Raw genomic sequence first — 19,675 nt, forward strand, 5'->3', positions numbered from 1 at the left:
CCTTCAAAGGAGCGTTTGAAGGTCGAATTATCATTTGAATTTGTTGAGAGAATCCATTTAGGATTACGATACTGAATGAGACCAAATCATATCAGGAATCTCTTTTTTGATTACTGGGATTACTTCTTCAGAAAACCGATTAATCTGCCCATGCTGCTCCCTTTCGGTTAAACCGTCAAACAATTGGAGAGTCCCACTGACCGATTGACCCAACTTAGCTACTAAGATTCGATCTATTTGCACATTATCAACCGATGAGGTGATATTTTCCAAATAAGTCTGCCAAGATTCAGGACTAGTAAATTCTTTTTCATATTGGCTGTAGCTTTCAATCAACAATTGACGAACGGTTTCTCTATCGTGTTCCTCTAGACTATGAATTGATCATTCTTGATTCATTTATATCCGCCCCCTTAATGTTTCTACTCGTCATTTCATGTTCCGATTATTTTACAGTCCGAATATTTGGAGATTCTTTTTCTTGTCTATTAATATAACAAGTGACAAATTCGGTTAACTTTAAAGTCAGTCCGCCACTTCCAAATCTAATAAATTTTTTGGGCTTTAATTCATCAGATTCTTCTTTCACAAAGCTCAAGAAAGCTAAAATATAAATTCTTCTGTATATAACATTCAAAATGCCATATTCATAAAACCAGTTGTCAATAGTGTTATACACCCCTCTATTAATAGAATATTGCTGATAGCACTTACTATAAAATATCAAGTCAGGAAGATTTAAATATTGGCTTTCCATTAAAGAGGACTTGCTCTCGTACTGAAGTATATCCAATGAAGTTAAAACGTTTCTCTGCATATAAAATGTCCCCCTTGATTTGATTTGTCAGCAGCTCTAAAGAATCAAACTTCCTTTCTTCTCTTATTTTAAAAAGAATATGGCATCTTAGGTTTTCTCCGTAAATATCCCCCTGAAAATCAAGCAAATGTATTTCACATGTTTTTTGTAAGTTAGAGTCAACAGTCGGCTTCACACCAACATTCATAACACCCAAGTATCTTCTGACATCCAAAATGACTAATGCACCATATACCCCATTACTCAGTCTGCTTACATTGGAATCAATATTTGCGGTAGGAAACCCCAGTTCTCTTCCAATTTTTCTTCCAGTAACGACTCTTCCTTCAATAAATACATCCGTTTTAAAATCTGATAATATGTTGGCTGTTCCCAATATTGAACACTCCCTGTATTTAAGCAAATTACCTGTTAAGTTTTCAAAAAAGCCCAACCATATAATAATATGGTTAGGCCTTTGGTTATCCAATCGACTCGATTTTTTATCTTACATATTCAGTTTTGAGACTCCTTTTGATTTAGTTTAAATAAAAAGACATAACTCATTCCTTACCCTTAACCTGAATTTCAAGAAATTCCTTGTATTAACTGTGGTCTGATTCTCTTCAAAAATTGTTTTGTGCGATCTTCTTTTGGATTTGTAAAAATTTCAATTGGGGATCCTTCTTCTACGACCGTTCCCTGATCCATAAATACCACGTGATTTGATACTTCTTTTGCAAATCCCATTTCATGTGTGACAACTATCATAGTAATACCTTCTAGCGCTATTTTTTTAATTACCTCAAGAACTTCCCCCACAAGTTCTGGATCAAGCGCAGAAGTTGGTTCATCAAAAAGTAAGACTTCCGGATTTAAAGCAAGTGCACGGGCGATTCCTACTCGCTGCTGCTGCCCGCCAGATAACTGACTTGGATACGCATTTATCTTGTCAGATAGTCCTACCTTCTCAAGCAATTCTAATGCTTTTATTCTTGCAGCTTCAGGTTTTTTCTTTTGAACAATCACAAGCCCTTCCATTACATTCTCAAGCACTGTTTTATGTTTAAAGAGATTATATTGCTGAAAAACCATAGCGGTTCTTTTTCTCAAAGTAAGAATATCGAGTTTGCTTGGCCTCTTGCAATCTACTGAATAATCACCAATCGCAACTTCTCCATCACTCGGCTTTTCAAGAAAGTTTATGCAGCGCAGAAAGGTTGTTTTCCCGGATCCGCTCGGACCTAGTATAACGACGATTTCGCCTTTTTTTACGGTGAGATTTATACCTTTCAGGACTTCCTGGCCATGAAATGATTTTTTGATGTTTGTCAGTTTAATCATTCTCATACCCCCTTCTCATAAACAAGAACTCTTCTTTCAATCCAAGCTGCCGCTTGCTCCACTATAATAGTTAATCCCCAGTAAATAAGCGCAGCGGCAATATATGCTTCTAAAAATTTCAAATTACTTGAGGCTACAATATTAGCAGCACCGTTCAGCTCCTTTAATGAGACAATAAAAGCAATTGAAGAGGCGTGCAAAAAACCAACGAAGATATTTGTTAAATTTTGTATAGCTGCTGCGAATGCCTGAGGAATAATGATTCTTCTAATTGTCTGGACAGAGCTCATTCCAATAGAATAAGCCGCCTCTATTTGACCCTTATTTACAGCAAGGATGCCTGAGCGAATAATCTCAGACATATACGCACCTGAATTTAACGAAAAAGCAATTATAACAAACACGGCAATCGGAATAGAGTTTGATTTAAACGCCCATCCATATTGATCTGCCATTGTGTCATATACCATTGGAATACCTAAATAAATGACCATAATATGAAGCAAGATGGGTGTACCTCTGAAAAAAGAAACATAGAATTCTGCAATGCGATGAATAAACTTGATCTTATACATTCGAATTACAGCAATAATTAGACCTATTCCCAACCCTGCCAGTAATGGAACAATCGTGACTGTAAGTGTCAAAGGCAAAGCTTTAATTATTTCAAGGAATGCAGTAAAGATAAAAAGAGCATCAATAACCACCAATTTCCCTCCTTTTTAATTTGCTGTAATCCCATAGTCATGTCTCTGAAGATGAATTTCTGATTTTTTAAATCCTTTTTCAAGCAATATGGCGATAATATAGTAGATAATAGATAAGGATATATAGACCTCTAACGCATGGGCTGTTGCAGCAATCAGAGTATCACCCCTGCCAAGCATATCCATTACTCCAATTGTAAACGCCAGGGATGTGTCTTTTAGAAAACCAATGACAGAGTTCCCGAAATTGGGGAATGCAATTAAAAGTGCCTGTGGCAGAATAATTCGATAGAACGTTTGTCTTTTATTCATTCCAATACTATATGCAGCTTCTTCCTGACCTTTTTCTACGTTTGCTGCACTGCCGCGGATAATTTCAGAAAATGTTGCACCGCTGCTTAACGCATAGGTTATTATCACGAAGTTCATAGGGTTCATTCGGGTAATATCAACACCTACAACCTGCAGGATTGCTGGTAAACCATAGTAAATTAAGAACAATTGAATGATGATGGGTGTACCCCGCATAAATGATACAAATAGGATAGCCGTGCGATTTAAACCTGGAATTTTATATATTCGGGGGATCGCAATGATAAAACCTATAACGATCCCAAAAAGGATGGAGAACACTAATATAAACAATGTAATGTGCAAATATGAAAGCAATTTTGGAATAAAATCCAGGATAAGGGTTAAATCAAATGCTTTACCCATTATTCAATCCCCCCTTTAATTTGATTCAACTGAATAATCATCTCCAAGCCACTTTTTGCTCAGATTAGCCAGCGTTCCATTTTCTTTAAGCTGCTTAAGCGCTTCATCAACTTGTTCCTTCAACTCCGATTCAGCCTTATTAAACAAGAAATACACCTTAGAATTAATAATGATATCACCAACAACCTTTTGTTCTGCATCAACAGCTTTATTGCTGAAATCTACCGCAAATGGCGTGGCAAGCGTTGCATCCACACGGCCATTTTTCAACTGAGTTGTTGCATCGTCTGATCCCTGCCCGGCATAAACAATGTTGATCTTATTGCTGTGTTCATTATTGTATTTCTCCAAAAAGACAGCCGCGTTGCTTGTTGCGCCGACAATGATTTTTCTGCCATGTAAGTCGTCAAGTGATTCAACATCATCAGTATCCACATTGACAGTGATATAAAGCGGCGAATAATTGTATGTTTCATCATTAAATAAGAATTTCTTTTTTCTTTCTTCATTCTGAGCCATATTATGGGCAATCATATCAATCTTCTTCGTTTCGAGACTTAAGAGAAGATTAGAGAATTCCATGGTTTTAAAATCAAATTCATATTCAGGTAAGAGCTTATCAATGGCACGGATAACTTCCACGTCATACCCTGTTAATTTCCCGTTTTCATCAATAAAACAAATGTTGGGAAACTGGGTCCCGGTTCCAACAATCACTTTTTTCACTTCACCGGTTTTATCTTCACCTTCAGCATTTGTCGTTGGTTTTTCACCGCATCCTGCTGTTATTGTAAGTAAAAGGATAAGTAGAAAGATAGATCCTATTTTTCTCATTCCAGCCTCCTGATTAACCTTTTTTAGTTGGCTACTGTATAATCTGCTCCAAGCCATTTGGTGCTCAGTTCAGTCAACGTTCCATCTTTTTTGATTTCCTTTAATGCTCCATCTACTTTATCCCTAATTTCCGTGTCGCCTTTTTGAAGTAAAAAGAACACTTTTGAATTAGATAATGCTGGACCGACGACTTTTTGCTGTGCATCTGCAGCATCATTTAGAAAATCAACTGCAAATGGAGTGCTGATGGTTGCATCTGCTCTTCCCGTTTTAAGCTGCGTTTTTGTATCATCTGATCCTTGCCCAGAATAAACAATATTGATTTTTCCGCCATTCTCTTTATTGTACTTTTCAATCAGTACGGCAGAATTGCTTGTCGCACCAACAATCACTTTCTTTCCTGCTAGATCCTTAACGGACTTAATGTCCTGATTATCTTGATGAACGACAACATTGAGAGGAAACACATTATAAGGTTCATTGTTGAATAAAAATTTTTCCTTCCTTTCTTCATTGACTTCCATTTGGTGGGCAATAAGATCAATTTTTTTAGTCTCAAGGCTTAACAGCAGATTTGAAAACTCCATCGTTTTGAACTCAAATTCATAATCTGGGAGACGTTTATCAATTTCACGGACTAGCTCTACGTCATATCCTGTTAGTCTTCCTTTGTCATCCAAGAAGCAAATGTTAGGAAACTGTGTACCTGTCCCCACTATAATTTTCTTCACTTCATTCTCAGCCTCTACTTTGCCGCCAGATGCCTTGTCAGAGGTAGAACCGCATCCTGTAAGGAAAATTCCTAACGCAATTATGGCTGCACTTATATTAAGTTTTTTCATATTTTTCTCCTGTTTGATTTAGTAGAAGTAATCAGTTACCCAGTCCTTTTAATCTAAAATTAATAAATTTATATATTTCTTCAGCCTTATCTAACCGTAATATCTCTTCCGGCAATCAGACTTTCTATTAGAGTGAAATCTTTTTCGATTACGCCCCGGAAAGTATAATTAAAACCAATTTCAACTACAGGTACGTGGCGAATGCCATACTTAAGTTCAAGAATATCTCTCAGATGGTCTTTTCCTTCTACATCAACCACTGTGTACTCATACTCATTTTTTCCGAAAAATTCTTTTATCTCATCGCAATAGTGACATCCTTTTCTGCTCCATAAAATAATCTTGCTTTGCTGTGTCATGGTAATCCTCCCTACGAATTTAAAGATTTTGTGATAATTCATGAACAAGTTCCTTTTTCAAAAACACGCCTTTTCCTTCTTCTCCGTAGTCCCTTTCGTAAAATCGGACGTAACCATTTCTCTCATACATTTCAATTAACCAAGGATGACGATCTGAAGTTCCAAGTGCAACTGCCTTTGCATTTAAACGGTCTCTTAATATGTCCTCTTCAACATACTGCAATATCCTTTTTCCATATCCCTTTCCTTTAAATTCTGTATCCACTGCAAACCACCAAACACATGGAAGATCCGTAATTTCTTCAAATCGTCTGATTGTAATCGTTGATACAATCGATTGGTCTACTTCTAAAACATAACAAGTGTGCTGTATGATGTTTTGCTTTACGAGCTCTAAATCTGCTGTAGCTGCAGGAAATTTAATGTTCAGCTTTCTAATAGGTTCATAGGCTCTCAGTGTCAATCCCAAGAGCTCTTCTGCATCTTCGAGTCTCGCTAATCTATATATATGACTCATCATTTCACCCCTGTATTCAATTGCTCTGCTTGATTTATGGATGTCGTATATCTGTTTTCAGGTTTTTTAAGGCCCAAATTTCCCCGGAGGGTGTCTTTCTCATATTCATTTCGGAAGAGGCCTCTATTCTGCAAAATAGGGACAACTTCGTTTGCAAAATCATCTAAACCGTCAGGCATGACAGCACTTCCAATCATAAAACCATCTGCAGCTCCTTCTTCAAACCACCTTTGAATCAGGTTTGCAATTTTTATAGGTGTACCCGTAAACTGACTCTTGGGTGTTGTCACTCTCAATGCAACCTCACGGAGTGTCAGATTTTCTTCTTTAGCCATTTTTTTAATCCGGTCTGTCGTACTCTGAAAGCTGTTTTTACCGATATCGCCTAACTCCGGAAACGGATCATCCAAAGGAAACTTTGAAAAATCGTAATGATCAAAAAATCTTCCTAAATAATCAATCGCATTTTCAATGGTTACTAAACTTGCAATCTCCCGGTATTTCTTCTCCGCTTCCTCTTCCGTCCTTCCAATGATTGGACTAATTCCAGGGAAGATTAGTATGTCATCAGCAGCTCTCCCATGTTCCACTGCTTTTTGTTTTACTTTTTGATAGAATTCTTTTGCCTGTTCAATTGATTCATGTCCAGTAAACACAGCATCTGCCTCTTTAGCGGCTAAGTTAATGCCAGCTTCCGACGAGCCTGCTTGAAAAACGACTGGATGCCCTTGCTTGGACCGGTCTATATTCAGCGGTCCTGCAATAGAGAAATATTCACCCTCATAATTGATGCGGTGCAATTTATCAGGATTAAAAAATACACCGGATTCTTTATCTCTTATAAAAGCATCGTCTTCCCAGGAATCCCATAATCCTCTTATTACTTCCAGGTATTCTCCTGCAATTTTATAGCGATCAGCATGAGTTGGATGTACTTTTTTGCTGTAATTTAAGGCTGAGCCTTCAAGCGGTGATGTAACAGCATTCCATCCTGCACGGCCGTCGCTTATTTTATCCAGAGATGCGAATTGTCTGGCTACGGTATATGGTTCGCTGTATGAAGTGGAAAGTGTTCCTACTAAACCTATACGCGAAGTAACAGAAGCAAGACTTGAAAGAATGGTGATTGGTTCAAAACGATTCAAAAAGTGAGGCAGAGATTTTTCATTTATAAACAGTCCATCTGCAATAAATATTAGATCAAACTTTGCATCTTCTGCTTTTACCGCCATTTCTTTATAAAACTGGAAATTCACACTGGCATCTGCAGTTGCATTTGGGTGCCTCCAAGAAGACATGTTGCCTCCTGCACCGTGTAATAGGGCGCCTAGTTTTAATTGTTTTATCGTCATTCAGTTCCCACCTTTGTCAAAAATTTATCTGAATCCACATCTCCTTCTGTAAAAGCTTCACCTAAAAGTGAAAAACTTTTTTGTTTAGCCTCAACATCCACTAGAGGGGTTGAAACAATGATTTCATTTATCCCCAGACTGTTTTGCAATTCTAAAACCTGTCTTCTTACCGTTGCTTTTGAACCGTATATAATTGCGGCAACTTGTTCTTCTATGGAGTAAGATTCACCAGCCTGTTCTGCAAATTTTTCTGCTTGTTCAATGCTTTTAACCGTTACATGTCGTCCGCTTTCCAGATTTACTCTTATCAATTTACTCTCACCCCTGAGATTTTCTGCTTCACGATCCGTATCCGCAACTATGATAGATAACGCTAAATGAAAGTCTTGATTGTTACCTCCCCCATTAAGGTAGGCTTGCAGTGATTTTTTCAGTTCATTTGGATCACCGTTAATAAATTGTGCATAAACGAATGAAATGTTCAATTCTGCTGCTAACTTCGCACTATTCTCACTGGCTCCCAGGAGAAAAAGATGCGCTGGTTCAGGAGGAATAGGATAAGCTTTCACACCGTATAGCTCGTGTTTCTCATGTAAGCTGTTATGCATGAGACTTTTTAAATCACTTAATTTCTCTTGAATGCTTTGACCACCTTTCAAAAGATTTTGCTGAAGCGCTCTTGTGGAAAGGGGCAGGCCGCCCGGAGCTTTTCCTATTCCCAAATCCACTCTTCCTGGAGCTAAAGATGACAAAACGTTGAAGATTTCAGCGACTTTATATGGACTATAATGTTGAAGCATAACTCCGCCAGAACCTATTCGAATCTGTTTGGTTTTTGCCAGAAGGTAGGAAATGAGAGCTTCTGGCGCAGAGCCAGCTAATTCCTCTGAATTATGATGCTCAGATACCCAAAAACGGTGATAACCCCATTTCTCTGCAAGTATTGCCAGATCCACTGTTTGTTTTAACGCATCTGCTGCTGTATCATTTTCTCCAATCGGACTTTGATCAAGAATGCTCAATTTTATTGACACACTTTCTTCCCCCCTTGTTTATTTCTTTTCCTCACAGCCCTATTTAATGTGCCTCTAGAAGTCCAGTCAGCAAAAGAAGCTGCAAAAAAGGCCCCCCAGATAAGAATGCATATCTTATCTGGGGCGCCTCCGGTTGACCAGTGGGCAATTCTTTATTCTTTCAATTCTTTAAATTATGAAATTTAAGATCCATTGAAAGAATATTATTCTTATTTTTCCGATAAATCAAGTTGGTTTTATAAAAATATTTTCGGACTATACAAAGGTCTACTAATCAAGATAAAAAGTCAGCTGTTTCCTGTTCTTCCTTGTTCTGCGTTTTTTCACGCAAACTGATTTTCCGGAAATTCCAGACCTAAGCTCTCTCGAAGAGTGACACCTTCATACTCCGATCGAAATAAACCCCTTTCTTGAAGAATAGGAACAGCTAATTCTATAAAGTAATCAGTTGTCTATAGTCCATCGATAAAGAGTCTTTATTAATTATTAATTATTTATGATTTCTTCAACCGGTTTTTTTACTGGGATTTTGGTTCCGCCAAATTCCTTCTTTATGAATTCCTGAACTTCTTTCGAATGATATATACTGCTTAATTTTTTAAAATTTTCATTTTTTTCGTTTTCTTTTTGAGTAACAAGAATATTAATATTTGCCTGTGTATCTTGATTGACCTCTTCATGGTAAATAGAATCTTTAATAGAATTCAATCCAGCATCAAGAGCAATGCTGTTTCCAATTAAGGAGGCATCTACATCGGGAAGAGACCGCGCTGTAGATGATCCGTCTACTGGAACAAATTTAATATTTTTCGGGTTTTCTACAATATCTTGAATCGTTCCAAATGAATCAAAATCATCCTTTAACGTAATGACACCTGCATTTCGCAATACGCGTAGAGCTCGAGCTGTATTTGCCGGATCATTAGGAATGGCTATTCCAGCATTTTCCGGAATTTCTTCAAGTGACTTCAAGCGTTTAGAATAAATACCCATTGGTTCTAAATAAGTTGTTGCTATTGCGGCTAAATCTGCATTTTTACTTTTCACATAATCTTGAAAATATGATAGTGATTGAAAAGCATTTACATCAAGGATTCCGTCATTTGTAGCCTCATTAATTTGCAGGCCGTCATTAAATTCTTTTACTTCAATCTCAATTCCGGCTTCTTTGGCTGCTTTTGATTTTGAAATAAAGTTCCATACTTGAGCATCTGATCCAGATGAACCTACGACAATTTTGTTGTTTTCAGATGCATTTGAGTTTATGTTGCATCCTGATAAAATAATGAATATGATTCCGGCTAGAAGTGTAATCGATAATTTTTTCATTTTTGTTTTCTCCCTTTTTCAATTTTTTTTAATCCTTAATATTGCGAGTTCTCACCGCCCATCAAAAATTGCGTAAAATAAAAACCCTTTCTAAAATAAGAAAGAGTTTCGGATTAAACGAATATCTCATCTTATCTTTCAAGCACTTTCATGCTTGCTGGAATTAGCACAGTACTTTTATATAAGCCTGTTGCCGAGGTTTCATAGGGCCATTCCCTCCACCTCTCTAAATAAGAATATATGTTTTTTTCATCCATTAATGGATTCATCACTCCTTAATTAATCATGTTAAATGAACGAAAGGCTTCCATCTCAAGTTCTCAGGGTACTTGAGTGAAAGCCTCTGGTTATCCAGTGAGCGCTGTAATTGAAAAATTTGTTAATATTAAATTAATACAATAAATCATATGTGTCAAGTCGGAATTAAAAATAATAATTACTTTCTATACTGCATTGATTAAATCAATTATGCCTAATACACATTGTAATTACTGTTTATTTCTTGTATTTATTAAGGGCATAAAAATTTATTCCTAATAACATTGCAATTCTTATCTCCTCCCAAAATTCTCTCTTTGAAAAATAGGAAAAAGAAAAATTGGTTTATTCATATTTACTCACATCAAGGTTGATTTAACTTTCTATTTGTTAATAAAAAAGACACCCCTATTTTTTGCTGCGTTGAAGGTAACTTCACGTGCAAATAGAAGAGTGTCTTTTTGAAAAACTATCAAACTGCTTTTAAAAAAGAATCGTTTTCACTTGATTTGTTTTAATTTTCGATTGTACTTTATTTTCTTCCACCTCTATAACTTCAGAACATTTTTCATTAAGATTTGCCGTATATGCTTGTTGAATAGAACGGTTTATTTTAAATGAAACGACCTTTTCTTCGTCGGTTGGATTATAGAAACGCAATACGAATTGATCATCCTTTTCGGCTTTCTTCAAAGTACTTAAAACAGAATCCTGATGTACTTCTTTTATAAAGCTGAAAGAGGCCGGCGTTTTAACATCCGCTGTATTAAGTTTCATTGCATTAAATGGAATTTTGTTATAGAGATCAATTGGTGTTAAGTACTCTTTAGCCATCCGTGCAGCATTAGCTTTTAATGCAGATTGCTGATGTGTAACAATCGCAAACTCTAACGTTAGTTTTCCAAGCATTTGTGAGTCTGGAGTAGGTAATTTAATTCCAGAAGGACGGCCCGGCCTTCTGAGCAGTTCTTCCTTACCCAGCACTCCTACACCTCTGAACAAGGTTATAGCAATTGTGTCGTATGCTTCACCGACAATCTCATACTCTCTTGTACTATTTGTTAGTACACTCACACCATATGCTTCATTGGATAGACTAACAAAACTTAACATTGGATAAATGGAATCTGGACGTTCATCCCATTCTTCCTGCTCCCAAATATCCATTGCACTATCGTAAACATCACGTTTCAAACAACCAAATTGGTTATCAGATACAGAAAATGCTGAAGCAATTCCCGTTGGAATTAACGCTCTTAAACGATGATCTTTAGCGTGATTATCTATCTCAAGCTTGATTTCAATAATTGGCTTGTGATTTGGAATGGTGAGTTTAATATGCACATCTGCAGAGCTATCTAAAATATGATCTTTTCTCTTATTTAGATCTTCTGGAATTGCAAGGGTATAACGAATATCTATAGTAGCCTCATACTGCCCCTGTTTAATTTCAACGTCCGCCTTTACGTTGTTACTATAGATTAGCGTTTCATCTCTTAATGGAGAAAAGTCATATTCATCTCCATCATCCCCTCCATCTTCAAGTAACAGAACATCGTTGAAGGTCTTGTTTAACTTCTTATCAAAAATATTCAACGAACCATTTGAATTTACGCTGATTTCGTAGAAATCTGTTGTAACTTCACTTTTTGGAGAAATTGAATTTTTCATTTCCCCATCATTTTCAACTATAAAATAGGTTTTATAGCCTAATGCAGGAAATTGGTCTTTTAATTGAACGGTATATTTAATAAAGGGATCATAGTTTCCGTAATGAACGATTTGACGGTCAATTAACCCAGGATCAATAACAACGCTGTCTATTACTTCAAACTCAATTTCCTTTGACATTTCATCAATTAACTTAAAGGACTTTAATTTTGTAGTAACTTCTGTTGTAATGACTTCCTCCCGATCATAGGGAAGTAAGTTAAAAGCAGAAAGACGATCATAATTCCATTCTGTATCTACTGAATCAACAATTTTTCTCTTATAGAAGCTGATAAGTTGATCGACTTTTTCTTCTGCAAGAAAAAATCGGTTAACAATTTCTTGATGGACTTTATCTGAGCAGCAGCATCCTATACTGTCATGCGCATGATTTTTCATAATTTCTTTCCAAATAAGTTCTATTAGACCGTGATGATATTCAAAACCTAGGCTGTACGCAAGAGTTGCAAGTGGTTCTAATATGTTTGTGAGCTTATTTTCAATTCTTGCATTGGCAGCTTTAATATCCATGCGTGTGGAATAAATACTTCGGTGAACGCGTGAATACTTTCCATCTATAAATTCACCCTGCAGTGTAGGAAGTTCCTCATTTTTTTCTAATTCACCAAAGATGTTTTCATATTTGCTCAAGAAAAACTCGCGGTCTGGGTACATTGCCTGCAGTTTATCCATAACAGTAAAGATATTTTTTTGAATAGGCATTTGATCATGACCATTTGGCAAAATGATATTCTCTGTCGTAGCACCGTGATCTAACACCTTAAAATACTTATCAATACGTTCTTGAAGCTTTTGTTCATCCTCCGGCAAATACTTTCCAATCGCGTATCCTAGAGGAAATAATTGTACCAGAACTTTAGAACCTTCATCTGTTTCCCAATAGAATTCCGTTTTGTCTGTGCCGTGACGTTCAGTAGCCCCTCGCCAAAAAATCGAATACTTAATATCAAAACCATTTAAAATTTGCGGCATTTGTGAAGATTGTCCAAAGGAATCTGGAAGGTATCCGATTTTCATGTGACTCCCGAACTCTTCACAATCTTTTATTCCATATAATAAATTTCGTACAATCGATTCTCCGCCAACCACCATCTCGTCTGTTTGTGTATACCATGGTCCAATGATCAGCTTTCCTTTTTGAACTAGACTTTTGACTCTTTCCTTACTTTCCGGCTTAACAGCAAAGTAATCCTCTAAAATTGACGTTTGACCATCTAGTACATAGTGTGGATAATCTGGATTATTTTCTAGCATCTCCATTATTTCTTCCATATTGTTAACCAAAAGAATTCTAGATTCTTCCGTTGAAAAATACCATTCTCTGTCCCAATGCATATGTGGAACGATATGAACTTTTGTCATGATGTCCTCCAATTACGATGTATTTGTATATCACTTAAGCAACTTAAGTGCGATAGATTATAACCGCCAAAAATCTAAGCAGCCATTCGGGAAGATTTTTTATTCTTTTCTCTTTTCAGCTTGCTTTTTCTTGTTGCAATCAACAAAATCGTTGAAACAACAGCACCAATTAATGCGGCGCCAAACCATATACTGGCTGCTAATAGCATCGGCTTTCCTTGTAATAGTGCAAGCGAGAAAATTCCGGCTCCAGGAACGTTTAAACCGATATTAAAATAAGATACAATAGCTCCTGTAATAGCAGACCCTGCAACTAAAGATGGAATTACTCGAAGTGGATCATTCATCATAAACGGAATAGCTCCTTCTGTAATACCAGCTAAACCCAATAACCATGTTTGTTTTCCTATTTCTTTTTCCTGTTTGGTGAAATTCTTCTTATCAATAAGTGTTGCTCCTGTTACGGAAAAGGCTGAAACCATTTTCACAGAGGCAAAGGCAGCATAAGGAATGAAATTTCCACTTGCCATTGCACCAATGCAAAACGTGTAAGCTGCTTTATTAATTGGGCCTCCCAGATCAAACGAAACCATGGCGCCTATTATAGCTCCTAAAATAAGCGCATTTGTTCCGGACATGCCTTGTAACCAATCAAGTAATCCTTGATTTAATAGGGCTAATGGTTTCCCTACCAAAAACAACATAACCGATCCAACAACAAGCGTACCAACAACCGGGTATACCCAAAAACTGATGAATCCGGCAAATGTTCCTTTTGGTTTTACATAATGCTTTAAGAATTTAAGGAAATAACCTGCTAAAATCCCTCCAAGCATACCGCCCAAGAAACCGCTGCCAATTAAATTCGCAGCTACCCCTGCTGCGAAACCTGGTCCTAATGCAGGTTTATCCGCAATTGAATAGGCCATGTATGCTGCAAGAATTGGCACCAATAATGTTCCTAATAGTGTCCCGCCTAACTGTCTCAACAACCAAAGCCAAGAACCTTCTGTATTATAGAGTTCTTGAAGATCAAAGGCTTGGGATAGCAGAACTGCTGCAGCGAGCGTCATGCCCCCAGCTACAATTACTGGAATGATGTACGATATACCTGTTAAGATAGAATCTTTTATTTCTGTCTTAAAGGATTTTTTTTCATCCTCATCTTCTTCAAAAGAGACACTTTCTTCATTAGAACTATCCTTCTTGGGAGCGTTTTCAGATTTCTCTAAAGCTTGACTGATAATCCCTTTTGCATCTTTCAATGGTGCTGCCACTGCCGTTTTAACTTTCGGAAGATGACTATATCTTTCTTCGTTTTTTACAGCTACGTCTACAGAGAAAATCACAGCATCAGCACTGTTTAATTGTCCTTTCGTGTGGCGGTCTTCAATACCGTTCGCACCTTGCTTCTCAACAAACACATCTACACCTAAATCTTTCCCTGCTTTTACTAATGCTTCTGCTGCCATGTAAGTGTGCGCAATACCTGCTGGACATGCAGTTACTGCTAATATGGTTTTATTTATCTTCTTTACTTCTGGCACTTCTTCTATTTCATCTTGACGATCCAGGTTATTAAAAAGCTCTAGATTTGTGTTAGATCTCAATAATCGATTTTTATACTCTTCATTAGACAACCTTGTCACTAGCTCTGATAATAAGGATAGATGTGTTGAACCAGCTTCATCATCTGGAATCGCTAGTAAAATAATTAGCTCTACCTGATTGGTTGGATCAATGCTTTCCCAAGTGCTCAATGGTTTCTGAAGGGTTGCGATGGCAAATGATGCTTCTTTTACTGCTTTTGACTTCCCATGAGGTATTGCTAGACCACCTTCAAAGCCTGTAGGTGATAACTTTTCTCTATCAATTACCGCTTGATACAGCTCTTCTTCAGAATGCAGTTTTCCTTCATTTGCTAACTGTCTAATTAAAAATTTTATAATTTCTTCTTTAGTGTCAAAGGATTGTTTGGTACTAACTAAAGTTGGTGATGTAAGACTTTTCAATAACATTTTTGTACCCCCTTCACTTTCTTTTTTCTGTTAATTAATGAGTGACCCCATAGTAGCATAAAAAAAAAGAAGAAGAGGTTATCTTCTTCTTTTTACACAGTCACACCTCCAAAATAGCGCTTACATGTGTATTTATACACAACTACTTAGTAAAATTCCAATAGAATTCAGATAATGTTCTGATGATAGCCATAAGTGGAGTTTTATCAGTGATATTATACCCATTCAGCAATTTCTTGGGAGTAAAACAAAATAAGTTTACATCTGCTAACTTCTGAAGAGCATTTCGATTAAAATGGGTGAGGGAAATGATTTTAATTCCTTTTTCTTTCCCTAACTCCGCAACCTCCAGAACCTGGGAAGTTTCTCCAGATAAACTAATGAGGAAAAGAATACCTTCATTATTAAGCTGATTGATTCCATGTATAATTTCATGACGATGAATAAAAAAATCTGATTCCTTCCCTGCAATTTTAAGATTTTTCGTCATCATCTCACAAAAAAGAGCCGTATCTCCCACTCCAAAAAAAAGAACTCTCTTCGCTTCATATATCATTTTGGACACTTTCTCAATAATATCTATATCAATTAAGTCAAATGTTGTTTTCAGATTATACTGTAAGCTGTCCTCTTGTTTTTCATGATCAGAGTGTAATTCTTCTTTAAGACTATTCTTCAAATGTGCATATCCATCGTATCCTAATTTTTTAGAAAATCTAATGATCGTATTAGGGACAGTAAATAAGTTGGCAGCTAAAGATTGAATAGATGCGTTGACCACTTGCTTTCTATTTTTTACTATATAGTCAATAATTTGGTCATCTGTATCGTTTAACTTATATTCGAATTTCCGAACGCGATCTTCAAAATACAACTTCAAATCACCTCTAAGCATCTTATTCTAATATTTATACTACTAATTTTTTATTATAACAAAAGTGTGTTTAATTCAGTACGAACAAAGCAAGGTTGGCTCCTCAGTTTCGCACTCGATTACGGAAGATCGCCATTAAATATCCAAGAAAATCCTCCAATAGCAGAATATTAAAAAATCAAATTTCAGTCACTTTAAATCGTAGGACCGTCTTTAATTTTTCTGGTGCTGTTTTTCTTGCATCAGTAATATATATTTCTTTATGTGTTTTTTCTATTCTTTTAAGATTATTTTGACTACAGAATTGTTCCATGAATGCAAAGGTTTCGGGTTCATTATCATAACTTCCATAGTGCATAACTTGGACACATAAACCCTCCTTAATTAATTCAAACTTAACGTTATCTAGATGGGAGTCAGGCTTTTTTTGCTTTACACTATTCATTGCTTGTTGAATTAACTCTTCTGTCACAAAATCTGGTTGTCTTATCATTAATTTATAGACAAAATGGTCCTTGCTTAAATAATCTAATTTTCTACCTTCTTCATCTAAATCCCAAATTCCTCCAGAGGAAAAACTGTATACTTATAATATCCCTCTGGTGTTATTCCTTTTTTGGCATCATTCTTATTGCGTACGACAACGCATATAAGATTTCAATATTTTCTTTAAATCGTTCACTATTCGGATTGCCTTTGCCTTCTATTGTGAAATATTTCATAGCTGGAACCTCAATTTTAATAGGTTGGTTCTTTGGTAGATAGAGTTCCTTTAATTGTTTTCGCCATTCAAACTTACTCATCATTTATCACCCTTGCTTTTTTTTATAATCGTGCCCGTTAGCCCAGCAATGCTGCCGCATGTTCCCACGGCAGCATTATGGTGTGTATATTATTGAGCTCTTGTGTCCCGTTAATGGAGAAGAAACAGATGGATTTGCGTTAAATCAGTCCCCTAGGTCGTAAAAGTGGGATGGAGTGGCTGGTATATCGAGAGATCAGCGCCACTGGGAAGCTTGATGGAGGCGAGTCGACCCCACCGCTGGTTACTGATCGACTCCGAGATCGTAAGACCCCTATTGGTCAGTTCCGTAATTGTTTTCTCGATATCGTCGCACATTAAGTAAAACTCATGTTTACCAATTCTATCTGTAGGATGCACGGCGATTTCGGCAGGATGCAGTTTGAAGATAAGCCAGCCACTACCAGCGTCAACTCCATCAAATCCGAGTACATCGCGGATGAATACCCGGTCTGCATCCGCGATGGTACTATAGAGTATAATGTGTGCTGCATTGATCATGATTCCCCTTCACTCTTCTTTTCATCGACTGTTTCGTGTCGTCGTTAGTTTGCATTTCTTGAGCCGTTTGTAGAACAAGAAAAACTTATTAGTTTTTGTGCCTTATTAAAATGTTAGAAGTTATCTTTTAAATTGAGGTTCTGCTCACATTTTAATGAAATGCGTCCTTAATCATTCAAAAATTCTTGGCCATTTGAACAGCTTTATATATTCCTTCCTCAATAATAGCTTCACGTTGATCAGGAAATTGATTATGTCCCTCAATAACTACTGTTGTAATGTCTGTTATACCAAATACATTCAAATGATTCTTAACAAAGCTTACTGCCATTTCAGAGGAATCTTCTTCGGCATATATCCCACCTCGTGCGTTTAATAATGCCACTTTCTTATTGGGTAATAGACCAACTAGGCCTTCAGCTGTATATTTAAATGTTTTACGTGGGTGATGCATATAATCAAGGTAAGAGTGCAACACGGCAGGAACGGTTAAGTTCCAAAGTGGAAAGGCCATAACCACTTTATCAGCAGCTACAAACTGTTCAAGGTGCTTAGCTACAACATCATGTACAGACTTTTCTTCTAGTGTAAGTTCCATTCCTTGAGAGGATTTGAAATTTCCACTAATCATTACATCACCTAAATAAGGTAATGGTTCTTTAAATAAATCAAGTTCAATCACCTTATCATTAGGAGATGAGGCTCGGTAGCTCTCTAAAAATGCATCATATAATTTCCCACTAACAGATTCTTGACGATTGTTCGCTTTTACAAATAAAGTTGTTGTCATTTTAATCTCCTCCAAATATGAGTAATAGTGAAACTTGATCTAAACTAACTTCACCCTTCCAACTGAATGCTTTTTCTCTTTGCTCTGCCATACTGGAAATAGTAAAACAACAGAATGGCCAAATGTAAAGCAGCAAGTACGAAGAAGATATTACTGTAAATAAAACCGTTTTGATTGATATTTAACGGATTCCAGAGGACATCAGAACCAATATCCACAACCCAGCTATAAACCCCTGTAGCCATTCCTCCAGCAATAAAATTCATCATTGAAAAGAGTCCCATTCCCACTCCAACCTGATCCTTTGGTAATGTTCTTGAGATTGCATTTGACATAGCGATGAGCATAAAGGATTGCCCGACATTACCGAAAATCAGAAACATGGCAATGAAAAATGGAGAACTTCCAGTAAAGGTTGAAAGTAAAATAAAACAGGTCAATAATGATACAGATGCAACAAAGAATAGATGCGAATTCCCCTTCAAGTCAGCTAATTTGCCTCCCTTTCTCCCCAAAATGGCTGAGGCAACTGCGGCAGGAACCATTGCAAAACCAATCCAGCTAGATGTTAGCTGTTGAACCTGTGATAGAAGCAGAGGACTTAGAAAATAGAGAGAAAAACCAATCCCGTTTATTAGAAAAGCAAGCGTTAAAACGAGTATATACTCCTTGTTTTCAAAGAGTTTAGGTTGAACAAACGGATCGGCAACTGTACGAATTCGAGCTATGAAGAACACCAGAGATAGTACCCCCCCAATCATAAACCACCATGTTCCATTCGTAACACCCAGAAGAAACAAAGTTACTGCTACAGCTAACAAACCTCCTCCAAACCAGTCAAATTTCTCAAACACCCCCTGCTTCTCATCTTTCAAATATTTACGGTAAAAAGGTAGCGTGAATAAAATTAAGAGAGGGATACAGAATAACCAACGCCAATGAGCAACACCGACAATTAATGCAGAAATAACTGGTCCAAGAGCACTGCCTATTGCTAAACCTACTGCCGCCATGCCTAAAGCTGAACCTCTTCGATCTGGAGCAATGTAGCGTACAGGAATAAGCATGGCCGTTGCTGGGATAGCAGCGGCCCCCATTGCCTGCAAGCACCTTCCGACAAGCGCTAACCAGAATGTTTGGGAAATTAGACCGACTAGTGAACCGATAGCAAAAAGTATCAATCCGAACGTCAGCAAATTTTTGAGCTTGTAGCTATCAGCTAACTTCCCGTAAGTCACTGTCCCAATCGCATAAATCAGAGCATACGCAGAAGAGAACCAGCTTACTTGAGAGATAGAAAGATTAAAATCTTTACTAATATCAGGGAGTACGATGTTAAACATTAATCCACTCATCGCTGATATGATGAGCGTAAACATTAAAATGAGCATCAATTTCTCACCAGTTTGCTGCTGAACTTCCTTTACCATTCCTTAAACTCCTTTAGTTATCTTTTTTAAGAACAAGGTTTTCCTTATCTCTAACACACAAATCGCATGAATGACTGT

21 protein-coding genes and 1 riboswitch are annotated in these 19,675 nt (G+C 36.9%); all 21 genes read right to left on the reverse strand.

Translation table 11 applies throughout. The features are described 5' to 3' along the window. Nucleotides 1–63 precede the first annotated feature (63 nt). Nucleotides 64–339: a hypothetical protein gene (locus K8L98_RS15250; protein ID WP_243550972.1), complete on the reverse strand. Its 276-nt coding sequence runs from the start codon at nucleotides 337–339 to the stop codon at nucleotides 64–66. Nucleotides 340–445: 106 nt separating this feature from the next. Next, entirely contained in the window at nucleotides 446–757 is a 312-nt protein-coding gene (locus tag K8L98_RS26580; RefSeq protein ID WP_275976710.1) for a hypothetical protein, read from the reverse strand. Continuing rightward, nucleotides 729–1,193: a riboflavin kinase gene (locus tag K8L98_RS26585; protein WP_275976711.1), complete on the reverse strand. Its 465-nt coding sequence runs from the start codon at nucleotides 1,191–1,193 to the stop codon at nucleotides 729–731. Before K8L98_RS26585 ends, K8L98_RS26580 begins: the two co-directional genes overlap by 29 nt. Nucleotides 1,194–1,384: 191 nt before the next feature. Further along, nucleotides 1,385–2,140 carry an amino acid ABC transporter ATP-binding protein gene (locus K8L98_RS15260; protein ID WP_223435867.1) on the reverse strand — a complete coding sequence of 252 codons (756 nt, stop codon included), beginning with the start codon at nucleotides 2,138–2,140 and terminating at the stop codon, nucleotides 1,385–1,387. A gap of 2 nt (nucleotides 2,141–2,142) precedes the next feature. After that, complete coding sequence (locus K8L98_RS15265) at nucleotides 2,143–2,847, reverse strand: amino acid ABC transporter permease (RefSeq protein WP_223435868.1); 705 nt, start codon at nucleotides 2,845–2,847, stop codon at nucleotides 2,143–2,145. A 15-nt stretch (nucleotides 2,848–2,862) separates the two neighbouring features. Continuing rightward, complete coding sequence (locus K8L98_RS15270) at nucleotides 2,863–3,564, reverse strand: amino acid ABC transporter permease (RefSeq protein WP_223435869.1); 702 nt, start codon at nucleotides 3,562–3,564, stop codon at nucleotides 2,863–2,865. Nucleotides 3,565–3,579: 15 nt separating this feature from the next. Beyond that, a complete protein-coding gene (locus K8L98_RS15275) occupies nucleotides 3,580–4,398 on the reverse strand; it encodes an amino acid ABC transporter substrate-binding protein (RefSeq protein WP_223435870.1) in 819 nt (272 codons plus the stop codon). A 23-nt stretch (nucleotides 4,399–4,421) separates the two neighbouring features. After that, entirely contained in the window at nucleotides 4,422–5,240 is an 819-nt protein-coding gene (locus K8L98_RS15280; protein ID WP_223435871.1) for an amino acid ABC transporter substrate-binding protein, read from the reverse strand. 86 nt (nucleotides 5,241–5,326) lie between these two features. Next, nucleotides 5,327–5,599, reverse strand: a complete 273-nt coding sequence (locus K8L98_RS15285; protein WP_223435874.1) for a glutaredoxin family protein — start codon at nucleotides 5,597–5,599, stop codon at nucleotides 5,327–5,329. A gap of 19 nt (nucleotides 5,600–5,618) precedes the next feature. Next, nucleotides 5,619–6,116 (reverse strand): GNAT family N-acetyltransferase, encoded by a 498-nt coding sequence (locus tag K8L98_RS15290; protein WP_223435875.1) that lies wholly within the window; start codon nucleotides 6,114–6,116, stop codon nucleotides 5,619–5,621. Beyond that, a complete protein-coding gene (locus K8L98_RS15295) occupies nucleotides 6,116–7,468 on the reverse strand; it encodes an LLM class flavin-dependent oxidoreductase (RefSeq protein ID WP_223435877.1) in 1,353 nt (450 codons plus the stop codon). The genes K8L98_RS15290 and K8L98_RS15295 overlap by 1 nt, the downstream gene beginning before the upstream one ends. Beyond that, nucleotides 7,465–8,502, reverse strand: coding sequence for an LLM class flavin-dependent oxidoreductase (locus K8L98_RS15300; RefSeq protein ID WP_338036981.1), 1,038 nt, complete (start codon nucleotides 8,500–8,502; stop codon nucleotides 7,465–7,467). Before K8L98_RS15300 ends, K8L98_RS15295 begins: the two co-directional genes overlap by 4 nt. Before the next feature lie 486 nt (nucleotides 8,503–8,988). Beyond that, nucleotides 8,989–9,831 (reverse strand): MetQ/NlpA family ABC transporter substrate-binding protein, encoded by an 843-nt coding sequence (locus K8L98_RS15310; RefSeq protein ID WP_223435879.1) that lies wholly within the window; start codon nucleotides 9,829–9,831, stop codon nucleotides 8,989–8,991. A gap of 128 nt (nucleotides 9,832–9,959) precedes the next feature. Next, nucleotides 9,960–10,068: riboswitch (SAM riboswitch) on the reverse strand. A 504-nt stretch (nucleotides 10,069–10,572) separates the two neighbouring features. Beyond that, the gene (mngB, locus tag K8L98_RS15315) at nucleotides 10,573–13,182 is read right to left on the reverse strand and encodes a mannosylglycerate hydrolase (RefSeq protein WP_223435881.1); all 2,610 of its coding nucleotides are present in this window, start codon (nucleotides 13,180–13,182) and stop codon (nucleotides 10,573–10,575) included. A 74-nt stretch (nucleotides 13,183–13,256) separates the two neighbouring features. Beyond that, nucleotides 13,257–15,200, reverse strand: coding sequence for a PTS 2-O-a-mannosyl-D-glycerate transporter subunit IIABC (gene mngA / locus K8L98_RS15320; RefSeq protein WP_223435882.1), 1,944 nt, complete (start codon nucleotides 15,198–15,200; stop codon nucleotides 13,257–13,259). 142 nt (nucleotides 15,201–15,342) lie between these two features. After that, nucleotides 15,343–16,074, reverse strand: coding sequence for a MurR/RpiR family transcriptional regulator (locus tag K8L98_RS15325; protein ID WP_223435885.1), 732 nt, complete (start codon nucleotides 16,072–16,074; stop codon nucleotides 15,343–15,345). A 178-nt stretch (nucleotides 16,075–16,252) separates the two neighbouring features. Then, nucleotides 16,253–16,546 carry a GyrI-like domain-containing protein gene (locus K8L98_RS15330; protein WP_338036982.1) on the reverse strand — a complete coding sequence of 98 codons (294 nt, stop codon included), beginning with the start codon at nucleotides 16,544–16,546 and terminating at the stop codon, nucleotides 16,253–16,255. Between the two features lie 133 nt (nucleotides 16,547–16,679). Then, a complete protein-coding gene (locus K8L98_RS15335; protein WP_223435887.1) occupies nucleotides 16,680–16,877 on the reverse strand; it encodes a hypothetical protein in 198 nt (65 codons plus the stop codon). A 152-nt stretch (nucleotides 16,878–17,029) separates the two neighbouring features. After that, nucleotides 17,030–17,377 carry a VOC family protein gene (locus K8L98_RS15340; RefSeq protein WP_223435888.1) on the reverse strand — a complete coding sequence of 116 codons (348 nt, stop codon included), beginning with the start codon at nucleotides 17,375–17,377 and terminating at the stop codon, nucleotides 17,030–17,032. 175 nt (nucleotides 17,378–17,552) lie between these two features. Further along, nucleotides 17,553–18,167, reverse strand: a complete 615-nt coding sequence (locus K8L98_RS15345) for an FMN-dependent NADH-azoreductase (RefSeq protein ID WP_223435890.1) — start codon at nucleotides 18,165–18,167, stop codon at nucleotides 17,553–17,555. Between the two features lie 50 nt (nucleotides 18,168–18,217). Next, on the reverse strand, nucleotides 18,218–19,597 hold the full coding sequence (locus K8L98_RS15350) for an MFS transporter (RefSeq protein ID WP_223435892.1): 1,380 nt from the start codon (nucleotides 19,595–19,597) through the stop codon (nucleotides 18,218–18,220). Nucleotides 19,598–19,675: the final 78 nt, after the last annotated feature.

Origin of the sequence: Metabacillus dongyingensis (genome assembly GCF_019933155.2) — a bacterium.
Lineage (GTDB): Bacteria > Bacillota > Bacilli > Bacillales > Bacillaceae > Bacillus_P > Bacillus_P dongyingensis.

Excerpts from the sequence above, each read along its gene's own strand:
- K8L98_RS26580 (WP_275976710.1), bottom strand. The coding sequence starts at position 757 with ATGGAAAGCCAATATTTAAATCTTCCTGACTTGATATTTTATAGTAAG.
- K8L98_RS15260 (WP_223435867.1), bottom strand. The coding sequence starts at position 2,140 with ATGATTAAACTGACAAACATCAAAAAATCATTTCATGGCCAGGAAGTC.
- K8L98_RS15270 (WP_223435869.1), bottom strand. The coding sequence starts at position 3,564 with ATGGGTAAAGCATTTGATTTAACCCTTATCCTGGATTTTATTCCAAAA.
- K8L98_RS15275 (WP_223435870.1), bottom strand. The coding sequence starts at position 4,398 with ATGAGAAAAATAGGATCTATCTTTCTACTTATCCTTTTACTTACAATA.
- K8L98_RS15280 (WP_223435871.1), bottom strand. The coding sequence starts at position 5,240 with ATGAAAAAACTTAATATAAGTGCAGCCATAATTGCGTTAGGAATTTTC.
- K8L98_RS15285 (WP_223435874.1), bottom strand. The coding sequence starts at position 5,599 with ATGACACAGCAAAGCAAGATTATTTTATGGAGCAGAAAAGGATGTCAC.
- K8L98_RS15290 (WP_223435875.1), bottom strand. The coding sequence starts at position 6,116 with ATGAGTCATATATATAGATTAGCGAGACTCGAAGATGCAGAAGAGCTC.
- K8L98_RS15295 (WP_223435877.1), bottom strand. The coding sequence starts at position 7,468 with ATGACGATAAAACAATTAAAACTAGGCGCCCTATTACACGGTGCAGGA.
- K8L98_RS15310 (WP_223435879.1), bottom strand. The coding sequence starts at position 9,831 with ATGAAAAAATTATCGATTACACTTCTAGCCGGAATCATATTCATTATT.
- mngB (WP_223435881.1), bottom strand. The coding sequence starts at position 13,182 with ATGACAAAAGTTCATATCGTTCCACATATGCATTGGGACAGAGAATGG.
- mngA (WP_223435882.1), bottom strand. The coding sequence starts at position 15,200 with ATGTTATTGAAAAGTCTTACATCACCAACTTTAGTTAGTACCAAACAA.
- K8L98_RS15335 (WP_223435887.1), bottom strand. The coding sequence starts at position 16,877 with ATGAGTAAGTTTGAATGGCGAAAACAATTAAAGGAACTCTATCTACCA.
- K8L98_RS15340 (WP_223435888.1), bottom strand. The coding sequence starts at position 17,377 with ATGATCAATGCAGCACACATTATACTCTATAGTACCATCGCGGATGCA.
- K8L98_RS15345 (WP_223435890.1), bottom strand. The coding sequence starts at position 18,167 with ATGACAACAACTTTATTTGTAAAAGCGAACAATCGTCAAGAATCTGTT.
- K8L98_RS15350 (WP_223435892.1), bottom strand. The coding sequence starts at position 19,597 with ATGGTAAAGGAAGTTCAGCAGCAAACTGGTGAGAAATTGATGCTCATT.